Source organism: Bradyrhizobium sp. USDA 4510 (assembly GCF_054059095.1).
The window spans coordinates 9,097,528-9,115,807 of sequence record NZ_JBSSBT010000001.1 but is presented as its reverse complement, the minus strand read 5'-3'; the positions used below and the strand labels follow the sequence as shown (position 1 = coordinate 9,115,807).

The window sequence follows — 18,280 nt, the reverse complement described above, 5'->3', positions numbered from 1 at the left end:
GTCTATTCCGCCGCGGCAGCGTCAGGCCGCAGCGAACGCGGCAGCGGGAAGAACTCGTTCTCCTCCGCGGCCGAGACCGTCTCCACGTGCAGTTCATAGCGCTCGGCGAAGGCGCCCATGATCTCCTCGACGATCACTTCCGGCGCAGAGGCGCCCGCGGTGATGCCGAGGCTCGTGATGCCTTCGAACCTGCTCCAGTCGATGTCGCTGGCGCGCTGGGCGAGCACGGCGATCGGACAGCCCTCGCGCTCGGCGACCTCGCGCAGGCGCTGCGAGTTCGACGAGTTCGGCGCGCCGACCACGATCAGGGCGTCGACCACCGGCGCCACCTTCTTGACCGCGAGCTGACGGTTGGTGGTCGCGTAGCAGATGTCTTCCTTGTGCGGACCATTGACGTTCGGGAAGCGCTGCTTGAGCAGCGTCACGATCTCCGCGGTGTCGTCGATCGACAGCGTGGTCTGGGTCACGAAGGCGAGGTTGTTGGGGTCCTTCGGAACAAAGGTCTTGGCGTCCTCGGCGGTCTCGATCAGGGTCACGGCGCCCGCCGGCAGCTGCCCCAGCGTGCCGACCACCTCGGGGTGGTGGGAATGGCCGATCAGCAGGATCTCGCGGCCGCGCTTGAAATGGATCGCCGCCTCGCGGTGCACCTTGGTCACCAGCGGGCAGGTCGCGTCCAACGAGAAGAAATTGCGGGATTTGGCCTCGGCGGGAACCGATTTCGGAACGCCGTGGGCCGAAAACACCACCGGCGCGTTGGTATCGTCGGGAATTTCGGCCAATTCCTCGACGAAAATGGCGCCTTTGGTCTTCAGGCTGTCGACCACATACTTGTTATGGACGATTTCGTGCCGGACATAGACCGGCGCACCATAAATGGTGAGGGCACGTTCGACCGTGTCGATGGCACGGACCACCCCGGCACAAAAGCCGCGGGGGGAACAAAGCACGATTCTAAGGTCGGGTTTTTTGGCTGACATCGGGCTGTCTCGGGGCAATCTCGGGACCGAATCACCCCTCGCCGGCGGGCGGGGAACGGCCAATTTGAGTAAGGACTTGGGACTGCTTTCGGGCGCTGTCAAGGCGATTTTGCTGGCCCATTGCGCCATTCCCCCCGGAGGGCTTATATAGGCCCTATAATTCCCGTCATCGCCGATGACTACCAGCTTCGCCTCGACAGAGGTGGGCGAAGCACAAAGGAGATTTGCCATGAGCAACGCACCGCTGATGCCGAAGGCGACTGCCGTGTGGTTGGTCGACAATACCGCCCTGACCTTCGATCAGGTGGCCGATTTTACCAAAATGCACCCCCTCGAGGTCCGCGCCATCGCCGACGGCGACGCCGCGCAGGGCATCAAGGGCATGGACCCGATTTCCAACGGCCAGCTGACCCGCGAGGAGATCGAGCGCGGCGAGCGCGACCAGAACTACCGCCTCAGGCTCCAGGAGAGCAAGGTGGTGCTGCCCTCCGCCGCCAAGAAGAAGGGCCCGCGCTACACCCCGGTGTCGCGCCGCCATGAGCGTCCGAGCGCGATCCTCTGGCTGGTCCGCAACCATCCCGAGCTGAAGGACGCCCAGATCATGCGTCTGGTCGGCACCACCAAGACCACGATCGCTAGCGTGCGCGACCGCACCCACTGGAACGCCTCGACCCTGACCCCGATGGACCCGGTGACGCTCGGCCTGTGCTCGCAGATCGAGCTCGATTTCGAGGTGCAGCGCGCCGCCAAGGAGAAGCCGACCACCACGGTCTACGGCGGCGCCACGCTGCTGCCGGCCTCCGAGACCACGCGCAAGGACGAGCTGGACGATCAGCCGATCGAGCGCCACGACGATCTCAACGTCGATGCCGTGTTCGCCAAGCTGAAGACGATCGGCGGCAAGAAGCCCGCCGACGAGGAAGAGTAAGCGCGGATCGCGCAACTCGAAGCGCAGAATACGAAACGCGGCAGGGCAACCTGCCGCGTTTTTGCTTGGAAGCGCATGCGATGGGCGTGACGGCGACCGTCGGCGCGGCTCAATGCCGGTCGGGATTGTTCATCATGTATTCGCCGAGATCGCGCTGCCGCCGATCGGTGCGGGCTTCGGCGTTCTGGCGCTGCACGTCGCGGTTCTTGCGGCAGGCGACGTAATCAGGCGAGCCGACCGCCACCTTGCCGCCGGCCTGGCAGTACTGATCGTCGTCGCCCATGCTCTCCGCGATCGGCGATCGGCCGCGTTCGAGGCAGCCTGCAAGCAGCGGCAGCGCGAGCAGCAAGGCGAGAGGCGCGCGAGCGGAAATGGATCGCATCCGTGGGTCCGTATCTCATGGCATATGACAGGGAGGCCGGGATGACCCGGCAATCCATCAAAATCAAGGCCGTTTTGCTTCCGAATGCGGAAGTCTTGTTCCACAGGTGCCGACCTCAGGCGCGGGAGGTGCCAGCACTCCCTCGCCCCGCTCTTGCGGGGTCGAGACGAGCGCTGCTCGCTCTTAGAGGGTTGGGGTGAGGGGCCGCCTCCGCAGAATGAATGCAGCGAGCGCGCGGAGCCCCCCTCACCCGGATCGCATTGCCATGCGACCCGGCCTCTCCCCGCAAGCGGGGCAAGGCAACAAGAGCTACGCCTTCCCCTTCAGCGCCTCGCCGATTTCGTCGAGCACCTTCGGGTCCTCGATCGTCGCCGGCATGGTCCAGGGCTCGCCGTCGGCGATCTTCTTGATGGTACCGCGCAGGATCTTGCCGGAACGGGTCTTCGGCAGCCGCGCCACCGTGATCGCGAGCTTGAACGCGGCGACCGGCCCGAGCTTGTCGCGCACCAGCGCCACGACGTCCTTCTCGACCTCGGCGGGCTGCTTGGTCACGCCGGCCTTCAGTACCAGGAAGCCGCACGGCACCTCGCCCTTGATCGCGTCCTTGACGCCGAGCACGGCGCATTCGGCGACATCGGGATGCGAGGCGAGGATCTCCTCCATGCCGCCGGTGGAGAGCCGGTGGCCGGCGACATTGATGATGTCGTCGGTGCGGCCCATCACCCAGACATAGCCGTCCGCATCCTTGTAGCCGGCATCCGAGGTCTTGTAGTAGCCGGGGAATTCCGAGAGATAGGCGTCCCTGAAGCGATCGTCCTGCTGCCACAGCGTCGGCAGGCAGCCCGGCGGCATCGGCAGCTTGATGACGATCGAGCCCATCGTGCCAGCCGCCACCGGCTTTGCCGCCTCGTCGACGATGTCGACCTGATAGCCCGGCATCGGCACCGTGGGCGAGCCGTGCTTGACCGGCAGCTGGCCGAGCCCGACCGGATTGCCGGCGATGCACCAGCCGGTCTCGGTCTGCCACCAGTGGTCGATGACCGGCACCTTCAGCTGCTGCTCGGCCCACTCCACGGTCGGCGGATCGGCGCGCTCGCCGGCGAGGAACAGGGTGCGGAAGCTCGAGAGATCGTAATTCCGGATGAACTTGCCTTCGGGGTCTTCCTTCTTGATCGCGCGGAACGCGGTCGGCGCGGTGAAGAAGGCGACCGCCTTGTGCTCGCTGATCACGCGCCAGAACGCGCCGGCATCCGGCGTGCCGATCGGCTTGCCCTCGTACATGATGGTGGTCGCGCCGTGGATCAGCGGGCCATAGACGATGTAGGAATGGCCGACCACCCAGCCGATGTCGGAGCCGCACCACCAGATCTCGCCGGGCTTCACGCCGTAGAGATTGTGCATCGACCATTTCAGCGCGACGAGATGACCACCATTGTCGCGCACCACGCCCTTCGGGATTCCGGTCGTGCCCGACGTGTAGAGGATGTAGAGCGGATCGGTGGCGGCTACCGGCACGCACGGCGCGGCCTTGCCGGCGTCGAATGCGGCGCGGCGCAGCGTCGCCCAGTCATGATCGCGGCCCGCGGTGAGCTCGCAAGCCTGCTGCGGCCGCTGCAGGATGATGCAGGTCTCGGGCTTGCTGCCGGCGAGGCGGATCGCCTCGTCGAGCAGCGGCTTGTATTGCACGATGCGCCCGGGCTCGATGCCGCAGCTCGCCGAGAAGATCAGCTTCGGCTTGGCGTCATCGATGCGGGTCGCAAGCTCCTTGGCCGCGAAGCCGCCGAACACCACGCTGTGCACCGCGCCGATCCGCGCGCAGGCGAGCATCGCGACGACGGCCTCCGGCACCATCGGCATATAGAGGATGACGCGATCGCCCTTCGCCACGCCGAAATCCTGCATCACCGCAGCCAGCGTCTGCACTTCCTCCAACAATTCGGAATAGGTGAACTTGGTGATCGTGTTGGTGAGCGGCGAATCGTGGATCAGCGCGACCTGGCCGGCGCGGCCGCCGGCGACATGGCGATCCAGCGCGTTGTAGCAGGTGTTGACCACGGCGCCCGCGAACCAGCGCCCATAGGCGCCCATGGAGGGATCGAAGATCTTCTTGGCCGGCTCGATCCAGTCGATCTCGCGCGCCGCTTCCGCCCAAAAGCCCTCGGGGTCCCGGAGCGAGCGTGCATACACCTCATGATACCGGCTCTGCTGGATATTCATCGCGTTTCTCCCTCGCGCGGTCGCGCGTCATTTGCCGACCATTGTCACGGGAAGTGGCGCCGTTTCAAGCCGAAATGACCGCGACCTTCGGCCGGGTCGGAGCAAAGCGTTTTCGAGCGAGGTGGGTCCCGGTTCGCGTGAAGAAAACGCGTCAAAACAAGAATCTAGAGCTCATTCCGCTTCGATCGGAACGGAGCACTAGTAGCCGTCGACGCCGTTGATCCGCTGCAGCCGCTCGCGCATCGCCTTTTCCAGATCGTAGCCCGGCTTGCCGAAGTCGGCATTGCGGCGGGCGATGAACTGATCCTGCGCGCGCTGCAGCTCGCGCGCCTCGCGCGGGGTCTGCGCCTCGCGCACCGTGCGGAAGGTGGATGCGACGATCTCGCGATCGAGATCGGCAAGCGTGGGATTGGCGCAGATTGCCTTCTCCACCGGCCGGCGCGCCTTGCGGCAATCGAAGCTCGGCTTGCCGGCGACCGCCATCATGGCGCCGATCCGCTCCAGCTCCAGCGACAGCGATTTGTAGTTGGCCCTGGCGGCGGCGTGATTGGGGTCGAGCTTGACGGCAGCACCAAAATCCAGGATCGCCTTCGGCCGGTCGCCCTTGCGGCGCCACAGCTCGCCGCGCGCATTATGCGCATCGGCAAGCGATGGATCGAGCTTGAGCGCGGTGTCATAGTCTGCGATCGCGCGATCGATCATCTGCTTGCGGTCATAGGCGCCCGCCCGCGCCATCAGCGCCTTAACGCGATCGGGCCTCGTCGCCTTCTCATTGTCGATCAGCGCGCCGCAGACATCGATGATCTTGTCGTCATCGGCGGCCGCTGCCGCCGCGATGCAGGGGCCGGCGTTGGCCTGCACATCCTCGCCCGGTTCGCTGCCGGTGGCGCGCGCAACGCCCGTCATCAGCGCGCCCGACAGGCCGACACAGACCAGCATCGCGGCCAGATTTGCAGGTTTGCGTCGCATCCTGATCGCCGACAAATCGTCCCTCTTCCGCGCCCGAACCGCCGGCCTCCGATGCCCGGCGGCGCGCCATTTGCCGCAAAACCACACGCTGGATTATACGTCAATTGCGACGATCGGCTGCATCGGGGGTTCGGCTTGCTCACATTCGAATGGATCATCGGGCTGTTGCTCGCGGCGGTGGCGCTATCGGCGCTGGCGCGGCGGATCAAGGTGCCCTACCCGACCTTCCTGGCGCTCGGCGGCGTGCTGCTGACGCTGCTGCCGTGGGCCCCGACCTGGGCGCTGGAACCGAAACTGGCGCTGGCGCTGTTCGTCGCGCCGGTGCTGCTCGACGCCGCGTTCGACACTTCGCTGCGCGATCTCCGTAACAACTGGCTGCCGGTCTCGACGCTGGTGGTGGTCGCGGTCGGCGTCACCACAGCGGCGGTCGCGGTGGTCGCGCATTGGCTGCGCCCGGACATGCCATGGGCGGTTGCGATCGCACTCGGCGCCATCGTGGCACCGCCGGACGCGGCCGCAGCCACCGCGATCCTGCGCCAGGTCAACCTGCCCTACCGGATCCAGAAGATCCTCGAAGGAGAAAGCCTGCTCAACGATGCCAGCGCGCTGCTCATCTATCGCGTCGCGGTCGGCCTCGTCGCCGCCGAGCACATGAAGATCCGCGAGTTCGTGCCGTCCATCACGATTGCGCTGGTCGGCAGCCTCGCCGCCGGCTTCCTGTTCGCGCAAGTCTGGATGATGATCACGCGTCGCATCACCGAGGCACCGAGCGCGATCATCACGCAGTTCGGCGGCACTTTCATGGTGTGGATCATTGCCGAGCATCTCGGGCTGTCCGGCATCCTCACCATCATCGCCTATGCGATCACCATCTCGCGCACCGCGCCGGCCCGCACATCGGCGCGGCTGCGCGTGTCGTCCTACGCGGTGTGGGAAACCGTCGTGTTCGTGCTCAACGTGCTCGCCTTCATGCTGATCGGCCTGCAGTTGCGCCCGATCTGGTCCGGACTCGACGACGAGGTGCGGTGGAAATATTGCAGCTTTGCCGCCGCGATCCTCGCCGTCGTGATCCTCGCTCGCATCCTCTGGGTGATGCCCTACGGCGCGCTGCTGCGCACACTGAAGGCGCGCAACCTGCTGCCGGCCCACGTGGTGGACGCCGTGCCGACCTTGAAGCGCGGCTTCATCGTGTCCTGGTGCGGAATGCGCGGCATCGTCACGCTGGCGGCGGCGTTTGCGCTCCCTGAATGGTTTCCGTATCGCGATCTGATCCTGCTGACGGCGTTTGCCGTAGTGCTCGGTTCGCTCGTGATCCAGGGACTGACGCTGCGGCCGTTGATCCTGGCGTTGAATTTCGCGGACGACGATCCGGTCGGACGCGAGGCGGCCCATGCCCGCGGCGTGGTGTTTCGCGCCGCGCTCGACGAGATCGACGCCGACCCGTCGGAAGAGGCCGAGATCCTGCGGCTCGAATATCGCGCCGTGCTGCTGCGCGCGGAGAATGATCCCGACGGCGGCCTGACCTCACGCGAGCTGCCGTCGGATCCGCTGCGCCGCCGCGCCATCGCCGCGGCGCGTCAGGCATTGCTCAATCTGCGCCGCATCGAGGCGATCGGCGACGACGCATTCCATCTGGTCGAGGAAGAGCTCGACCGCGCCGAGCTCAGCGTGGAGGCCTAAAACGCCATGAGGTTCGGATGAATAGCCGCCGCGACAGCACTGCGCTCCCTCTCCCCGTTCTTTACGGGGAGAGGGTTGGGGTGAGGGGCTGTCTCCGCGTAACCGGCGATAGCTGCATTTGCGGAGAATCCCCCTCACCCGGAATGCATCTAGCGATGCATTCCGACCTCTCCCCGCACGCGGGGCGAGGTAAAGCGAAGTTCGCTGCTCAGGCGCCCGACTTCAAGCACCCGACTTGGAGGTGATGCCGCCGTCGACCACGAGCTCGATGCCGGTGACATACTTCGATTCGTCCGACGCCAGGAACAGCGCGGCATTGGCGACGTCCCAGGCGTCGCCCATATGCCCCATCGGCACCTGCGCGTCGCGGGCGCGCCACATCGCCTCGACATCGCCCTTGGCGTAGCTCTGCGCCAGCCTGGCCGAATGCGCGACCATCGGTGTCTTCATCAGTCCGGGCAGGATCGCGTTGACGCGCACATGCTTCGAGGCGAACTCGACCGCGGTCGAGCGCGTCATCTGGTTCATCGCGGCCTTGCTCGCGTTGTAGCTGACATAGGAAATGCCGACATGGCGGATCGAGGCGATCGAGGAGATGTTGATGATCGAGCCGCCGCCCTGCTTGATCATGACGGGAATGACGTGCTTCATCGACAGATAGGCGCTCTTGAGGTTGACCGCGAAGACGCGGTCCCACTCGGCTTCCCCAACTTCCACCACGCTGCCGACCTCGGCGATGCCGACATTGTTGTCGAGCACGTCGATGCGGCCATAGGCCTTGAGGCAGGCCGCGACCATCGCCTCCACCTCGCCGGCACGCGAGACATCGGCGGTGAATGCGACAGCCTTGCCGCCCTCGCCGGTGATGATGCCGACGGTCTCCTCCGCCGCGGCGCCGTTGCGATCGACGCAGAAGACGCTGGCGCCCTCGCGCGCAAAGGTGACGGCGGTCGCCTTGCCATTGCCCCAGCCGGGCCCGATCGAACCCGCGCCGACCACCATCGCAACCTTGCCCTTGAGCCGATCCATCGGTCTTTCTCCCTTGTTGTTCTTGTCGTGACTGTAGCCCGGATGAGCGAAGCGATATCCGGGAGCGCTATCCCCCGCATATCGCTCCGCTCATGCGGGCTACGGATACTTACTACGGATTCTCGCAAACACTCATCGTCGTGACATTAGCACCGATCGGATGCCCGATAATCTCCGATAGCGTCTGGCAGTGTCCCTCCTGGCACAGGTGCCATTCACCCGCGGCGCCGGAATTGCCGAGCACGACCTCCGCCCTTGGCGCCGGCGGGGGCGACCATTGAAACCAGCCATCGACGAGGCGCGCCTCCGGCCGCGGCTCCATGCCGGCGCCCGTGCCCTTGACGCGCGCCTGTTGCAGCGTGAGCCCGGCCGGCGTGACCAGCCAGTCCTCCTGCCAGGCGCTCTTCTCGATCGAATGCGTCCAGGCGAGCGTGAAGGCCGCGATCGACAGCGCCTTCACGACTCCCGCGGAAGCGAGGCAGAGGCTCAAGCCGCCGCCACCGCATTGCGCGGACGCTGCCGCCATTGCCATAGCACGACAGCAGCAGCGAGCGTGAAGCCCGCTGTATCCGAGAACGGGAAATCGCCGAGCAGGCAGAGCGCGGCGCCGAACGCGACCAGGATCTCGATGAAAGTCAGCCGCGTGAACAGGAAGCCGATCGCGACGATGCCGAACAATCCGATCGCCACCAGCGCCTTGAAGGTCGCCAGCGCCACCGCGCCGTAGAAGCCGAGTTGCGCCTGCATCGGATCCCCGGTCTGCAGCATCAGCGCCGGCGAATAGACGAAGATGAACGGAATGACGTAGCCGGCCAGCGCGATCCGCATCGCCTCCCAGCCGATCTTGTCCGGGTTCTCCTTGGCGATCGGCGCCGCCGCCAGGGCCGCGAGCGCAACCGGCGGCGAGAGGTCGGCCATGATGCCGTAGTAGAACGCAAACATGTGGCTTGCGATCAGCGGCACGCCGAGCTTGGCGAGCGCCGGTGCAGCCAGCGCCGCGGTGATGATGTAGGTCGGGATCGTCGGGATGCCGGTGCCGAGCAGGATCGACAGCAGCATGGTCATGATCAGCGCCAGGAACAGGCTCTTGGCGCCGAGCCCGATGATCCAGCTGCCGAAGATGGTGCCGACGCCGGTCTGCGTCATCATGCCGATGATGGTGCCGACGATGGCGCAGGCCATGCCGACCGTCAGCGCCGATTTGGCGCTGTCGGCGAGCGAGTCGCGGCAGGCTTTCAGCGTGGCGCGGCCGCCGCGGGTGATCGCCGCGATGACGATCAAACCGGCGACGACGCTCGCGACCGGAACGATCTCGATGCCGTGGCGCGACACCGCGGCAACCACCAGCGCGAGGCCGATCCAGAAGATGGAGCGCACGATGGTGTTGGAGAAGCCGAGCGTGATGCTGGCGCCGAGGATCAGCGCGACCGTGAGCGCAAGGCCCATGCTGCCGGCATAGAGCGGCGTGAAGCCCTCGAACAGCATGTAGACCAGCGCCGCGAGCGGCAACACCAGGTACCAGCGCGCCACCAGCGCCTTCCAGGCGCTCGGGATCTCCGAGCGCTTCATGCCGACGAGGCCGTGCTTGCCGGCCTCCAGATGCACCATCCAGAACGCCGAGGCGAAATAGAGGATCGCCGGGATCACCGCGGCCTTGACGATCTCCGAATAGGGCACGCCGAGCGTCTCGGCCATGATGAAGGCGACCGCGCCCATCACCGGCGGCATGATCTGGCCGCCCATCGAGGCGGTGGCCTCGACGCCGGCGGCGAAGGCGCGGCGATAGCCGAACTTGATCATCAGGGGGATCGTGAACTGGCCGACGGTAACGACATTGGCGACGCCCGAACCCGAGATCGTACCCATCATGCCCGAAGCGAACACCGCGACCTTGGCGGGGCCGCCGCGGGTGCGGCCGAACAGGCCGAGCGAGACGTCGGTGAACAGCTGGATCATGCCGGCGCGTTCCAGGAACGAGCCGAACAGGATGAACAGGAAGATGTAGGTTGCCGAGACGTAGATCGGCACGCCGTAGAAGCCTTCAGTGCCGAACGAGAGATGGGTGACGATCTGGTCGAAGTCATAGCCGCGGTGATTGAACGGCGACGGCAGATATTGGCCGAAGAACCAGTAGAGCAGACAGGCGCCGCACATCAGCGGCAGCGCCGCCCCCATCAGCCGCCGCGTGCCCTCGAAGATCAGGACCGCGAGCAGCGTGCCGACCGCGAGGTCCATGTTGGTCGGATCGCCGTCGCGGGCGATCAGGTCGGCATAGAAGATCCACTGGTAGAGCCCGCAGAGGAACCCGGCGACGCCGACGATCCAACTCACCGCGCGGCCGAAATCGGTCTTGGCGGTGAAATTGCCGATCAGGCCGAAGGTCAGGAGGATCAGGAAGCCGACATGGACGCCGCGCACCACCTGGCTCGGCAGGTAGTTGAAAGCCGCGACATAGAGCTGGAACACCGCAAAGGCGAGACCGATGGCATAGGCCAGATGCCCCCAGGCACCCGGGCCGAAGCCTTCCGGAAAGCCATGCTCGAAATTGTCGAATTCAACCTTGATGGGCTGCTCGCCCTCAACCTGCTGCTGCATATGATCAGTCCCCCGCCGTGCCAACAGCGCTTATATCCACTGAGTCCGCCCACCGAAAGCCGGGACAGGAAAAACGCGCCACGTCATTGCGAGCGAAGCGAAGCAATCCATCGCGCCACAGGGGAGAGATGGATTGCTTCGTCGCTTCGCTCCTCGCAATGACGGCAAGGAGCAGACGTTCCGGCCCTACTTGATCAGGCCCTTCTCCTTGTAATAGCGGATCGCGCCGGGATGCAGCGGAACCGGGTTGCCGGTCGCGGCGGCCTCGAGCTTGATCTCCTTACCCGCGGCGTGGGCATTGGCGAGTTCCGGCAGCGATTCGTAGACCAGCTTGGTCATCTGATAGGCGAGATCGTCCGACACCGCGCTCGAGGTCACGAGGTAGTTCACGACCGCGGCGGTCGGCACGTCCTTGTCCTGGCCGGTATAGGTATTAGCCGGGATGATCACGGAGACAAACGGCGGGCCGATCTTGTCGACGGTCTCCTTCGGCACGGCGACCACGGTGATCTCGCTCGAGGTCGAGAGGTCCTTCAGCGAGGCGACGCCGAGGCCGGCGGACTGCAGCGTGGCGTTGAGCTGGCGGTTCTTCATCAGATCCACCGATTCGGCGAACGGCAGGTACTCGACCTTGCCGAGATCCTTGTAGCTCATGCCGGCGGCCGCGAGGATCGCGCGCGAGTTGAGCTCGGTGCCCGACTTCGGCGCGCCGACCGACAGGCTCTTGCCCTTGAGATCGGCGAGCGTCTTGATGCCGCTCTCGGCGGTCGCGACGATCTGGATGTAGTTCGGATAGATCGCGCCGATGGTGCGCAGCTTGTCGAGCTTGTTCTTGAAGCCGGCCTCGGCGTCGCCTTCCCAGGCGGCTTTGAGCGAATCGCCGAGCGTGAAGGCGATCTCGCCGCGGCCCTGCTGCAGCAGCACCAGGTTCTCGACCGAGGCCTTGGTCGCCTGCACCTGGGTTTTCACGCCGGGGATCTTGTCGCCGTAGATCTTCCCCATCGCGACACCGAGCGGATAGTAGACGCCGGAGGTGCCGCCGGTGAGCACGTTAATGAACTGCTCGGCCTGTGCGACAGGCGCGGACAAAACGCTGGCTGCCACGATCGCGGCAGCCATCAACTTGGAATTCATGAGTATTATTCTCCCCTTAAGCCGGCCGGAAATTGGCCGGACACCCCCGCCGGGTCAACCCATCCAAATGACGCATGCGCGGCGGAAATCCCCGATAGCAACACCACCTTACCTGCGCGGGAACTCTCCGCGCGACCGGGCGACCGCTTCGAGTTGGTCGCCGCGACCCAGCCGCTGGCGGCCGCTAGCGGCCCGGTGTTCGCGCCGGCGATCGCCGCGGGACACTTGGCATTGTCGGACCCAGGGCGTTCGCGGCGCGGACCGGCCGCAACGAAGCAGCGAAGATCGGCTTGCGGCCCCGGATGTCGGCTTGAGCACCGCTATCGCCGGATTCATTGTCGTCCATGCCGGTTGCAGCGCTGCATTCCTGTTGCTTGCAGCCGTCGCTTGTGCCGCGCTGATCGGCTACTGCGCGTTGATGCGGGAGACGTTGCGAACAGCAGCGACGACGTCACGCACATCTGCATTGGCATCACAAAACGGGTGATCTGATTCGCCGTCGGCGCTCCGCGCAGCACTCTGCATGATGCGATCTGATGTCCGACAATGACGCAGTTCCGCGTCGGCGTCGACGCGACAACACAGTCATTAACGCCGTCTCTCGATGACACACGCGCACAGTGTTTCTGCCGATGTGCAAAGTCGGGACGCGATCGCGCTCATGAATGTCAGATGACGCATTTGTTGCAGGTGTAACAGCGGTGAGACGCCGCGATTCCAGCGCCATTTGAATCGAATTGAATCCTTTAAGGTTAGCGGGGCAATCAATGTATGATCCAGAAATTTCCATGATTGCCGCCGCTCTAGGATGTACGAGTCAAGCCGGGGTAACTACGGACAAGGCGGGGCATGAATCACATCAGTCACATCGAACGCACGCGAGCCGGCTGGTTCGGACATCGCAAGCTGACCCCACGCGCATGCATTGCGGACAGCAAAAAACACCTTCGGACCTTCCTCGCCGAGGCGCTGGAAGACCTCGGCTTCATCACCAGTGAATGCAGCCAGGCTTTGGAACTCGACACCGTTCTGGACGCGGAACGGCCCGATCTCCTGGTGCTCGGCGTGTCCGTGGACGGCATCGAAGTCAGTAAAATTCTCGAGACTTTGGTGAGAAAGGACTATGGCGGCAAGGTCCTCGTCATCGGGCAGCCGGACTCGATCATCGTCAAGGCGGTCCGGCAAATCGGCGACGAGTACGGCATCGCCATGCTGCCGGCGCTGTCGACGCCGTTCAGCGCCGGGACCCTTCGCGACAGTCTTGCGTCGTTGATGCCGCTTGAACCCGCGCCGAGCCCGGCGGTGGACGTGCCCGAAGCGCTGAAGGCCGGCTGGCTCGAGCTGTGGTATCAGCAGAAAATTCATCTCCGGACGCTGGTCCCGAGCGGCGCCGAGGCGCTGATCCGGATGCGCCACCCTGCCTGGGGCGTCGTGCCGCCGGCCTACTTCATCCCGGACGAAAGCGATCCGCATTTTCATGCGCTGTCCGAGTTCGTGATCGAGCGCGCAATCGAGGACTGGCGCTATCTCATCGAGCAGATCGGGCCGGTCAATCTCTCGATCAATCTGCCGATCTCCTTCCTCGCCGACGATCATGCCGTGCGCGAGCTCTGTTACCGGATGCCGGATCATGCGGCCTTCGCGGGCCTCTTGATCGAGATCGACAGCACCGAGGTGGTCGACAATCTGGATCTGGCGATCGATGTCGCCCGGCGCGTTCGACTGCACAATATCGGCATCTCGATCGACAATGTCGGCGCGAACTGGCCGTCTTTGCTGGGACTGCCGAACTTTCCGTTCGTCCAGCTCAAGGTCGACCATCAATTCGTCACCGGCTGCGCGGATCAGCGCCTGAAGCAGACGGTGTGCCGGCGTGTCGTGGAGCTGGCCCACGACAACGACGCGCAGGTCGTGGCCCAGGGAGTCGAGACGCGTGCGGACTTTCTCGCCGCGCACGAAATGGATTTCGATCAGGTCCAGGGCTACCTGTTCGGCAAGCCGATGGGCGTCAAGAAGTTCGCCCGCTCACGCATGCATTTCTCTGAGAAAGAGCCAGCCTCCTGAGGCATCGCCTCTGGTCAGGCTCATGTGTCGCGATCGATCGCGCGCAGCGCTTCGCCGCGCGCGATCAGGCGTTTTGCATTGGAATAGGTCGGCACCTCGAGCAGCGAGCCGTCAAGTTCGACGCGCCCAAAGCCCTTTGTCCGCGCCGCTTCGAACGCCGCGACGATCCTGCCCGCCCGGCGCATCTCCTCCTCGCCCGGCGTCAGGACCCCGTTGACGATCGAGGCATGCGCGGGATCGACCAGGCTCTTTGCGGCGTAACCCAGCCGCCGCGCCCAGATCGTGTCGCGTTCGACGCCTTCAGCGTCGCTCCAGGTGTAGGGACAATCGACCGCGACGACATCAGCGGCACGACATTCGACGATGAAGCGCTGCCGCGCGTAAGCGAGCTCCAGGCCATCGCTGCCGCGCTCGGCACCAAGATCGGCGGCGAGGTCTTCGGAGGCCATCAGGCAACCGATGACGCGCCGGCTCGCCATGGCGATCGCACCGGTCTGCACCAGACCGCGCGCGAACTCGATATTCGGCAGCAGCGATGTCGATCCCTCGGCGATACCGCAGTCGCGCTCGAACCGCGTCACCGCCTCGTCAAGCCTGACGACATGGTGCGGCTCGGCGACCTTCGGCAGCGCGACGATATCCGGACGTCCGCGCATCACGGCGGCGAGATCGTCCATGCCGTCCTGGTCCAGCGGATTGACGCGGACCGCGACCATCACGCCCTGGTCGCGCCAGGCGGCGTAGAGCTCGGCCGCCAAGGCCCGCGCCTTCGGGCGCAGCGGCGGCGGGGTAAAATCCTCGAGCTCGTGGATCAGCACGTCGGCGCCGCTGGCGGCCGCGTGCTGCAGCACGTCCTCGTTGGCGCCTTCGAGAAACAGCCAGGAGCGGCACAGCGGGGCCGGGCGCAGCTTGCGCATCACGCGGCCCGCGCCGACGTCACTGGAACGTCATGTCGAGGCATTTCGAGATGTCGGAGCCGAGGCCGGACGAGATGGTGATGCAGCCGCGGATCTTCTGGGTGTTGACGTCGTTCGCCCAGATCGCATAGCCGCCGGGACCGAAGAACGAGTTGGTGTTCGGCGGCTCGGTCTCGGTGGCATCGAACGTGTAATTGCCGTCGGTCTCGAAAATGCGCGGCTTCTTGGTGCAGCCGCCGTCGGCCTGCACGTTGATGACCTCCTTGTTGTCCCGCGTCAGCGCCAGCGAGACCTGGCAGCGGAAATATTCCGAGGTCTTGGCATTGAACAGATAGGCGTAGGACTTGCAGGTCGCGGTATTGAGCTTGCCGGCGGACAGGCCGCGGCTGCAGGAGATCCGCTGGTTGTTGGAGAGCCTGAACTCGTCCGCCTGCGCGACTGACGCCAGCGTCATGAACGACAGAGCGACACCGATTCCGATCTTCATGACGTGGTTCATCCTGATCATCCCAAGGTCGTGTTTCCGGCAATCAAAGCGTTTGTAAACGGTAACGCGAAAATAGTCGCCAAGCTTGATGCGGGAATTCACAAAGTCGCCGATCCGGCGAGCGGTCGCGCCGATTGTCGTATTGACGCGCGAACATCGTTCGTGATTTGTTCAAAAACGTGGGGACGACGCCGTTTTCTCGGCCGGAGGTGGATCATGACGCATTTTTTGACCAAGACTTTTATTGCGACTGCGGCGTTTGCCGCGCTGACGACCTGCGCATTCGCGCAGGAGGCTGCGCCCTGGGAACTGAAGCCCGACATGGGCTACGCCTATGACAAGGACGGCAAGACCTGGTCCTACAAGATGGGCACCAACAACGCCGGCACGCTGCTGAAGGGCGCCAAGAAGGTGCCGAAGGGGACGCTGTTCTTCATCGGCCAGAACGGCCAGCTCTACATGCGCTCCGGGCCCTATCTCGAGGGCGACGGCAAGTTCAAGTTCGGCTCGAATTAGAGCGTTTTCGAGCGAAGTGGACGCCGGTTCGCGTCAAGAAAACGCGTCAAGAAGAGTCTAGGGCTTCGGTTCTGATTCAATCAGAACCGAAAATGCCCTAGCGGTTTTCGGCAGGTATCAGAACGCCGCGGCCAATTCCTTCGCGCCCGGCTTGTTGCTGTTGAAGTCCATCCGCTCATTGGTGACGGCAAGCAGCCTGGCCACCGTGTTGTGGCGGATGGCGACCGGGTTGCGCTCGTAGCCGGAGCGCTGGAAGAAGTTCGCGGTCGGCACCTGCTCGCGCATCGCCTGCGGCATGGTCACCATGTCGAGCCCGGTGCCGTCGCCGGTCAGGTTCATCATCTCGAGCTCGGCCGCGGTCAGCGGCCGGCTGTAGCCCTTGTTGCGGGCGAAGATCACCGAGGTCAGCAGCTTGTGGGTCTGCAGCATCGGGCCGACATCGATGTCGAGCACCATGGCATGGCACGCCCAGCCCTGCGGCGTATCGGCGAGGCGCGCATGCGCCGACCAGTCGTCGGGCACGGTGCGGGTGAACGCGACCATCTTCTTCAGCACCGCGAGCTTGTGCTCCATCGCCTTGCGCGCGGGCCCCTGCGTCCTCGCAACCCGCTCGGTCAGATCCCGCACGAATTCATGGCCCTGCTCGGCCAATAGCTCGACGGTGTTGGTGGTGAGCAGCTGGTTGTAGCCCATCGCGGTGGAGATGGCGCGCTTGCCGCCGTGCTCGATGCCCGCCTGTACGTCGTAAGTGCCGGTGCCGCCGGTCTCGAACGAATAGACCCGCACCGCCTGTTCCGGCGTCAGCCCCGCGGCGCGCGCGTAGCGCGCATAGGCGCGCTTGAACTCGACCTCGCTGGCCGGCCGCTGCGGCGTGAACTGGAATTGCTCGGCCGCCGCCCTGACCAGATCGGAGGCCACCGGAAGCGTCTTGGGCGGACGCGGCGGCTTGCCTTCCTCCTCTTCCGGAGCCGGATTGACCGGCCGCTTCGGACCCTCATAGACCGGCGGCTGCTGCAGCACGTAATCGTCCAGCGAGATCTGCACGCGGTCGCGCCGCTTGGCATTGCGGCCGCGCCTCTTCTCGGCGATCGCGTTCCAATAGGCGCTCGCGTCCTGCTCGAAGGCGGCGCGCGCCTCCTGATATTCCTGCAGCTTGCGGCGATACTCCATGATCGCCTGCGGCGATGCCTGCGCCATCGCATTGGCGACGGAAGGCGGCAGCGCGTCGGCCTCGCCGGCAAAAACGGACGGCGCGCCGGCGGCGAGCGCGAGCGCGACAAATCCAGGGCACAGGCGAATCAATTGCGGGCGCATGGCCTCGTTGTAGCAAGCACGGCCGCGAAGTCAGCCCGGAATTGTCCGGATCGCAGCGGCCGGATGCCGCGATCGATGCAGAATATTCGCCACAATGCGGTGTTCTCCGAACGAAAGCCTTGGAGAAAGCCCTGGAGATTGCGATGAGAATGGCACTCTGGCTCGTCGCCGCCTGCGCGTTGACGCTCGCCGCATCGGCGCGCGCCGAGCGTCCGGACTGCGGAACGTTTCCGGATACGCGTTCACGCTTCACCTGTTACGAGAATGTGTCGCGGGCGCCTCAGGAACCCGAGGCCGCGGCGCATTCGTCTGGTGCGCAGGGGAAATCAATAAAGATGAACGCCCGCAAGCGGCGTCACAAATAGCATCATCGTCGCTACTTCCACGCGAACACAGGCTGCTCCAGTTCGGCGACGCGGGTGTTGCGGCCGGCCAGCACCTCGCGAAATTGATAGATCAGCGCGGCGGTCGGCGCATGGATCTGCTGGCCACCGAGGCGGAAGCGGATCACGCGGCGCGAGCTTTCAGGGATCGTGGCGAAGCTGAACGCGTCCTCCAGCTCGATCGCATCGAGGCCGATGCGATGGACGGAGGCGACCTCGTCCGGGTTCGGGAGGATCGCTGCATGCGCACCGGCCCAGACCACGACCGGCGTGATCAGATAGCCGGACCGCGTCGGATAATCGTCGAGCATGCCGAGCACGTCGCGCTCCGACAGTGCGAGCCCGAGCTCCTCATGCAGTTCGCGCAGCGCGGCCTCGACCTGCGTCTCGCCGGCATCGCAGCGCCCGCCCGGCAGCGCCCATTGCGCGCTATGGGCGCGCAGGCGCGCGCTGCGGCGGGTCAGCAGGAAGGCCGTGCCGCTGCCGTCGCCGCCTTCGGTCAGCGCGATCGCGACCGCCGCGCGCTTCAACGTCGGCGCGGCGTCCGCCGGCGCCAGGCGTGCGAATGCGGCACAGAGCTCTGCGATATTCCGCCGGGTGGCATCGTCAAATGTGCGGGCCATTGACCTTGACTACAACACAACAGCGTTTGATGAAATGACTGCTACCACATGCCTCCTGCGATCAA

18 protein-coding genes are annotated in these 18,280 nt (G+C 65.1%); 6 read left to right on the top strand and 12 right to left on the bottom strand.

Going from position 1 to position 18,280, the window contains the following annotated elements; translation table 11 throughout:
* Window positions 1-2: 2 nt before the first annotated feature.
* Window positions 3-977, bottom strand: a complete 975-nt coding sequence (ispH, locus tag ACVMDN_RS42370; RefSeq protein WP_057016404.1) for a 4-hydroxy-3-methylbut-2-enyl diphosphate reductase — start codon at window positions 975-977, stop codon at window positions 3-5.
* Between the two features lie 229 nt (window positions 978-1,206).
* Here ispH and ACVMDN_RS42365 point away from each other — a divergent pair, with 229 nt between their 5' ends.
* Window positions 1,207-1,905, top strand: coding sequence for a DUF1013 domain-containing protein (locus ACVMDN_RS42365; RefSeq protein WP_076825203.1), 699 nt, complete (start codon window positions 1,207-1,209; stop codon window positions 1,903-1,905).
* Window positions 1,906-2,014: 109 nt separating this feature from the next.
* Here the strand turns inward: ACVMDN_RS42365 and ACVMDN_RS42360 are convergent, their stop codons facing one another.
* The 3 genes from ACVMDN_RS42360 to ACVMDN_RS42350 form a co-directional block, all read right to left on the bottom strand.
* On the bottom strand, window positions 2,015-2,287 hold the full coding sequence (locus ACVMDN_RS42360; protein WP_075969207.1) for a hypothetical protein: 273 nt from the start codon (window positions 2,285-2,287) through the stop codon (window positions 2,015-2,017).
* Window positions 2,288-2,596: 309 nt separating this feature from the next.
* On the bottom strand, window positions 2,597-4,504 hold the full coding sequence (locus tag ACVMDN_RS42355; protein WP_076825205.1) for a propionyl-CoA synthetase: 1,908 nt from the start codon (window positions 4,502-4,504) through the stop codon (window positions 2,597-2,599).
* Window positions 4,505-4,702: 198 nt separating this feature from the next.
* Complete coding sequence (locus ACVMDN_RS42350; protein ID WP_083714897.1) at window positions 4,703-5,473, bottom strand: tetratricopeptide repeat protein; 771 nt, start codon at window positions 5,471-5,473, stop codon at window positions 4,703-4,705.
* Window positions 5,474-5,608: 135 nt separating this feature from the next.
* Between ACVMDN_RS42350 and ACVMDN_RS42345 the strand changes: the two genes are divergently transcribed.
* Window positions 5,609-7,153: a cation:proton antiporter gene (locus ACVMDN_RS42345; RefSeq protein WP_076825207.1), complete on the top strand. Its 1,545-nt coding sequence runs from the start codon at window positions 5,609-5,611 to the stop codon at window positions 7,151-7,153.
* 222 nt (window positions 7,154-7,375) lie between these two features.
* On the opposite strand, the gene ACVMDN_RS42340 is transcribed toward ACVMDN_RS42345, so the two are convergent.
* From ACVMDN_RS42340 to ACVMDN_RS42325, 4 genes are all read right to left on the bottom strand, one after another.
* Window positions 7,376-8,182, bottom strand: a complete 807-nt coding sequence (locus ACVMDN_RS42340) for an SDR family NAD(P)-dependent oxidoreductase (protein WP_076825209.1) — start codon at window positions 8,180-8,182, stop codon at window positions 7,376-7,378.
* Between the two features lie 112 nt (window positions 8,183-8,294).
* The gene (locus ACVMDN_RS42335) at window positions 8,295-8,708 is read right to left on the bottom strand and encodes a DUF1850 domain-containing protein (RefSeq protein ID WP_076825211.1); all 414 of its coding nucleotides are present in this window, start codon (window positions 8,706-8,708) and stop codon (window positions 8,295-8,297) included.
* Window positions 8,669-10,777, bottom strand: a complete 2,109-nt coding sequence (locus ACVMDN_RS42330; protein ID WP_076825213.1) for a TRAP transporter permease — start codon at window positions 10,775-10,777, stop codon at window positions 8,669-8,671. The genes ACVMDN_RS42335 and ACVMDN_RS42330 overlap by 40 nt, the downstream gene beginning before the upstream one ends.
* A gap of 186 nt (window positions 10,778-10,963) precedes the next feature.
* On the bottom strand, window positions 10,964-11,911 hold the full coding sequence (locus ACVMDN_RS42325) for a TAXI family TRAP transporter solute-binding subunit (protein ID WP_076825215.1): 948 nt from the start codon (window positions 11,909-11,911) through the stop codon (window positions 10,964-10,966).
* A gap of 310 nt (window positions 11,912-12,221) precedes the next feature.
* Between ACVMDN_RS42325 and ACVMDN_RS42320 the strand changes: the two genes are divergently transcribed.
* Window positions 12,222-12,398 (top strand): hypothetical protein, encoded by a 177-nt coding sequence (locus tag ACVMDN_RS42320; RefSeq protein WP_156436140.1) that lies wholly within the window; start codon window positions 12,222-12,224, stop codon window positions 12,396-12,398.
* Between the two features lie 362 nt (window positions 12,399-12,760).
* On the top strand, window positions 12,761-13,975 hold the full coding sequence (locus ACVMDN_RS42315; protein WP_057016410.1) for an EAL domain-containing response regulator: 1,215 nt from the start codon (window positions 12,761-12,763) through the stop codon (window positions 13,973-13,975).
* Between the two features lie 20 nt (window positions 13,976-13,995).
* Here ACVMDN_RS42315 and ACVMDN_RS42310 read toward each other — a convergent pair whose 3' ends face one another.
* Both ACVMDN_RS42310 and ACVMDN_RS42305 read right to left on the bottom strand, forming a co-directional pair.
* Window positions 13,996-14,892 carry an HpcH/HpaI aldolase/citrate lyase family protein gene (locus ACVMDN_RS42310; RefSeq protein WP_076825217.1) on the bottom strand — a complete coding sequence of 299 codons (897 nt, stop codon included), beginning with the start codon at window positions 14,890-14,892 and terminating at the stop codon, window positions 13,996-13,998.
* Between the two features lie 19 nt (window positions 14,893-14,911).
* Window positions 14,912-15,391, bottom strand: a complete 480-nt coding sequence (locus tag ACVMDN_RS42305) for a hypothetical protein (protein ID WP_028334752.1) — start codon at window positions 15,389-15,391, stop codon at window positions 14,912-14,914.
* Between the two features lie 204 nt (window positions 15,392-15,595).
* Between ACVMDN_RS42305 and ACVMDN_RS42300 the strand changes: the two genes are divergently transcribed.
* Window positions 15,596-15,895, top strand: coding sequence for a hypothetical protein (locus ACVMDN_RS42300; protein WP_016845604.1), 300 nt, complete (start codon window positions 15,596-15,598; stop codon window positions 15,893-15,895).
* A gap of 117 nt (window positions 15,896-16,012) precedes the next feature.
* Here the strand turns inward: ACVMDN_RS42300 and ACVMDN_RS42295 are convergent, their stop codons facing one another.
* Window positions 16,013-17,209 (bottom strand): hypothetical protein, encoded by a 1,197-nt coding sequence (locus ACVMDN_RS42295; RefSeq protein WP_076825219.1) that lies wholly within the window; start codon window positions 17,207-17,209, stop codon window positions 16,013-16,015.
* 119 nt (window positions 17,210-17,328) lie between these two features.
* Here ACVMDN_RS42295 and ACVMDN_RS42290 point away from each other — a divergent pair, with 119 nt between their 5' ends.
* The gene (locus ACVMDN_RS42290; protein WP_229190255.1) at window positions 17,329-17,574 is read left to right on the top strand and encodes a hypothetical protein; all 246 of its coding nucleotides are present in this window, start codon (window positions 17,329-17,331) and stop codon (window positions 17,572-17,574) included.
* An 11-nt stretch (window positions 17,575-17,585) separates the two neighbouring features.
* On the opposite strand, the gene ACVMDN_RS42285 is transcribed toward ACVMDN_RS42290, so the two are convergent.
* Complete coding sequence (locus ACVMDN_RS42285; protein WP_076825220.1) at window positions 17,586-18,215, bottom strand: NUDIX hydrolase; 630 nt, start codon at window positions 18,213-18,215, stop codon at window positions 17,586-17,588.
* Window positions 18,216-18,280: the final 65 nt, after the last annotated feature.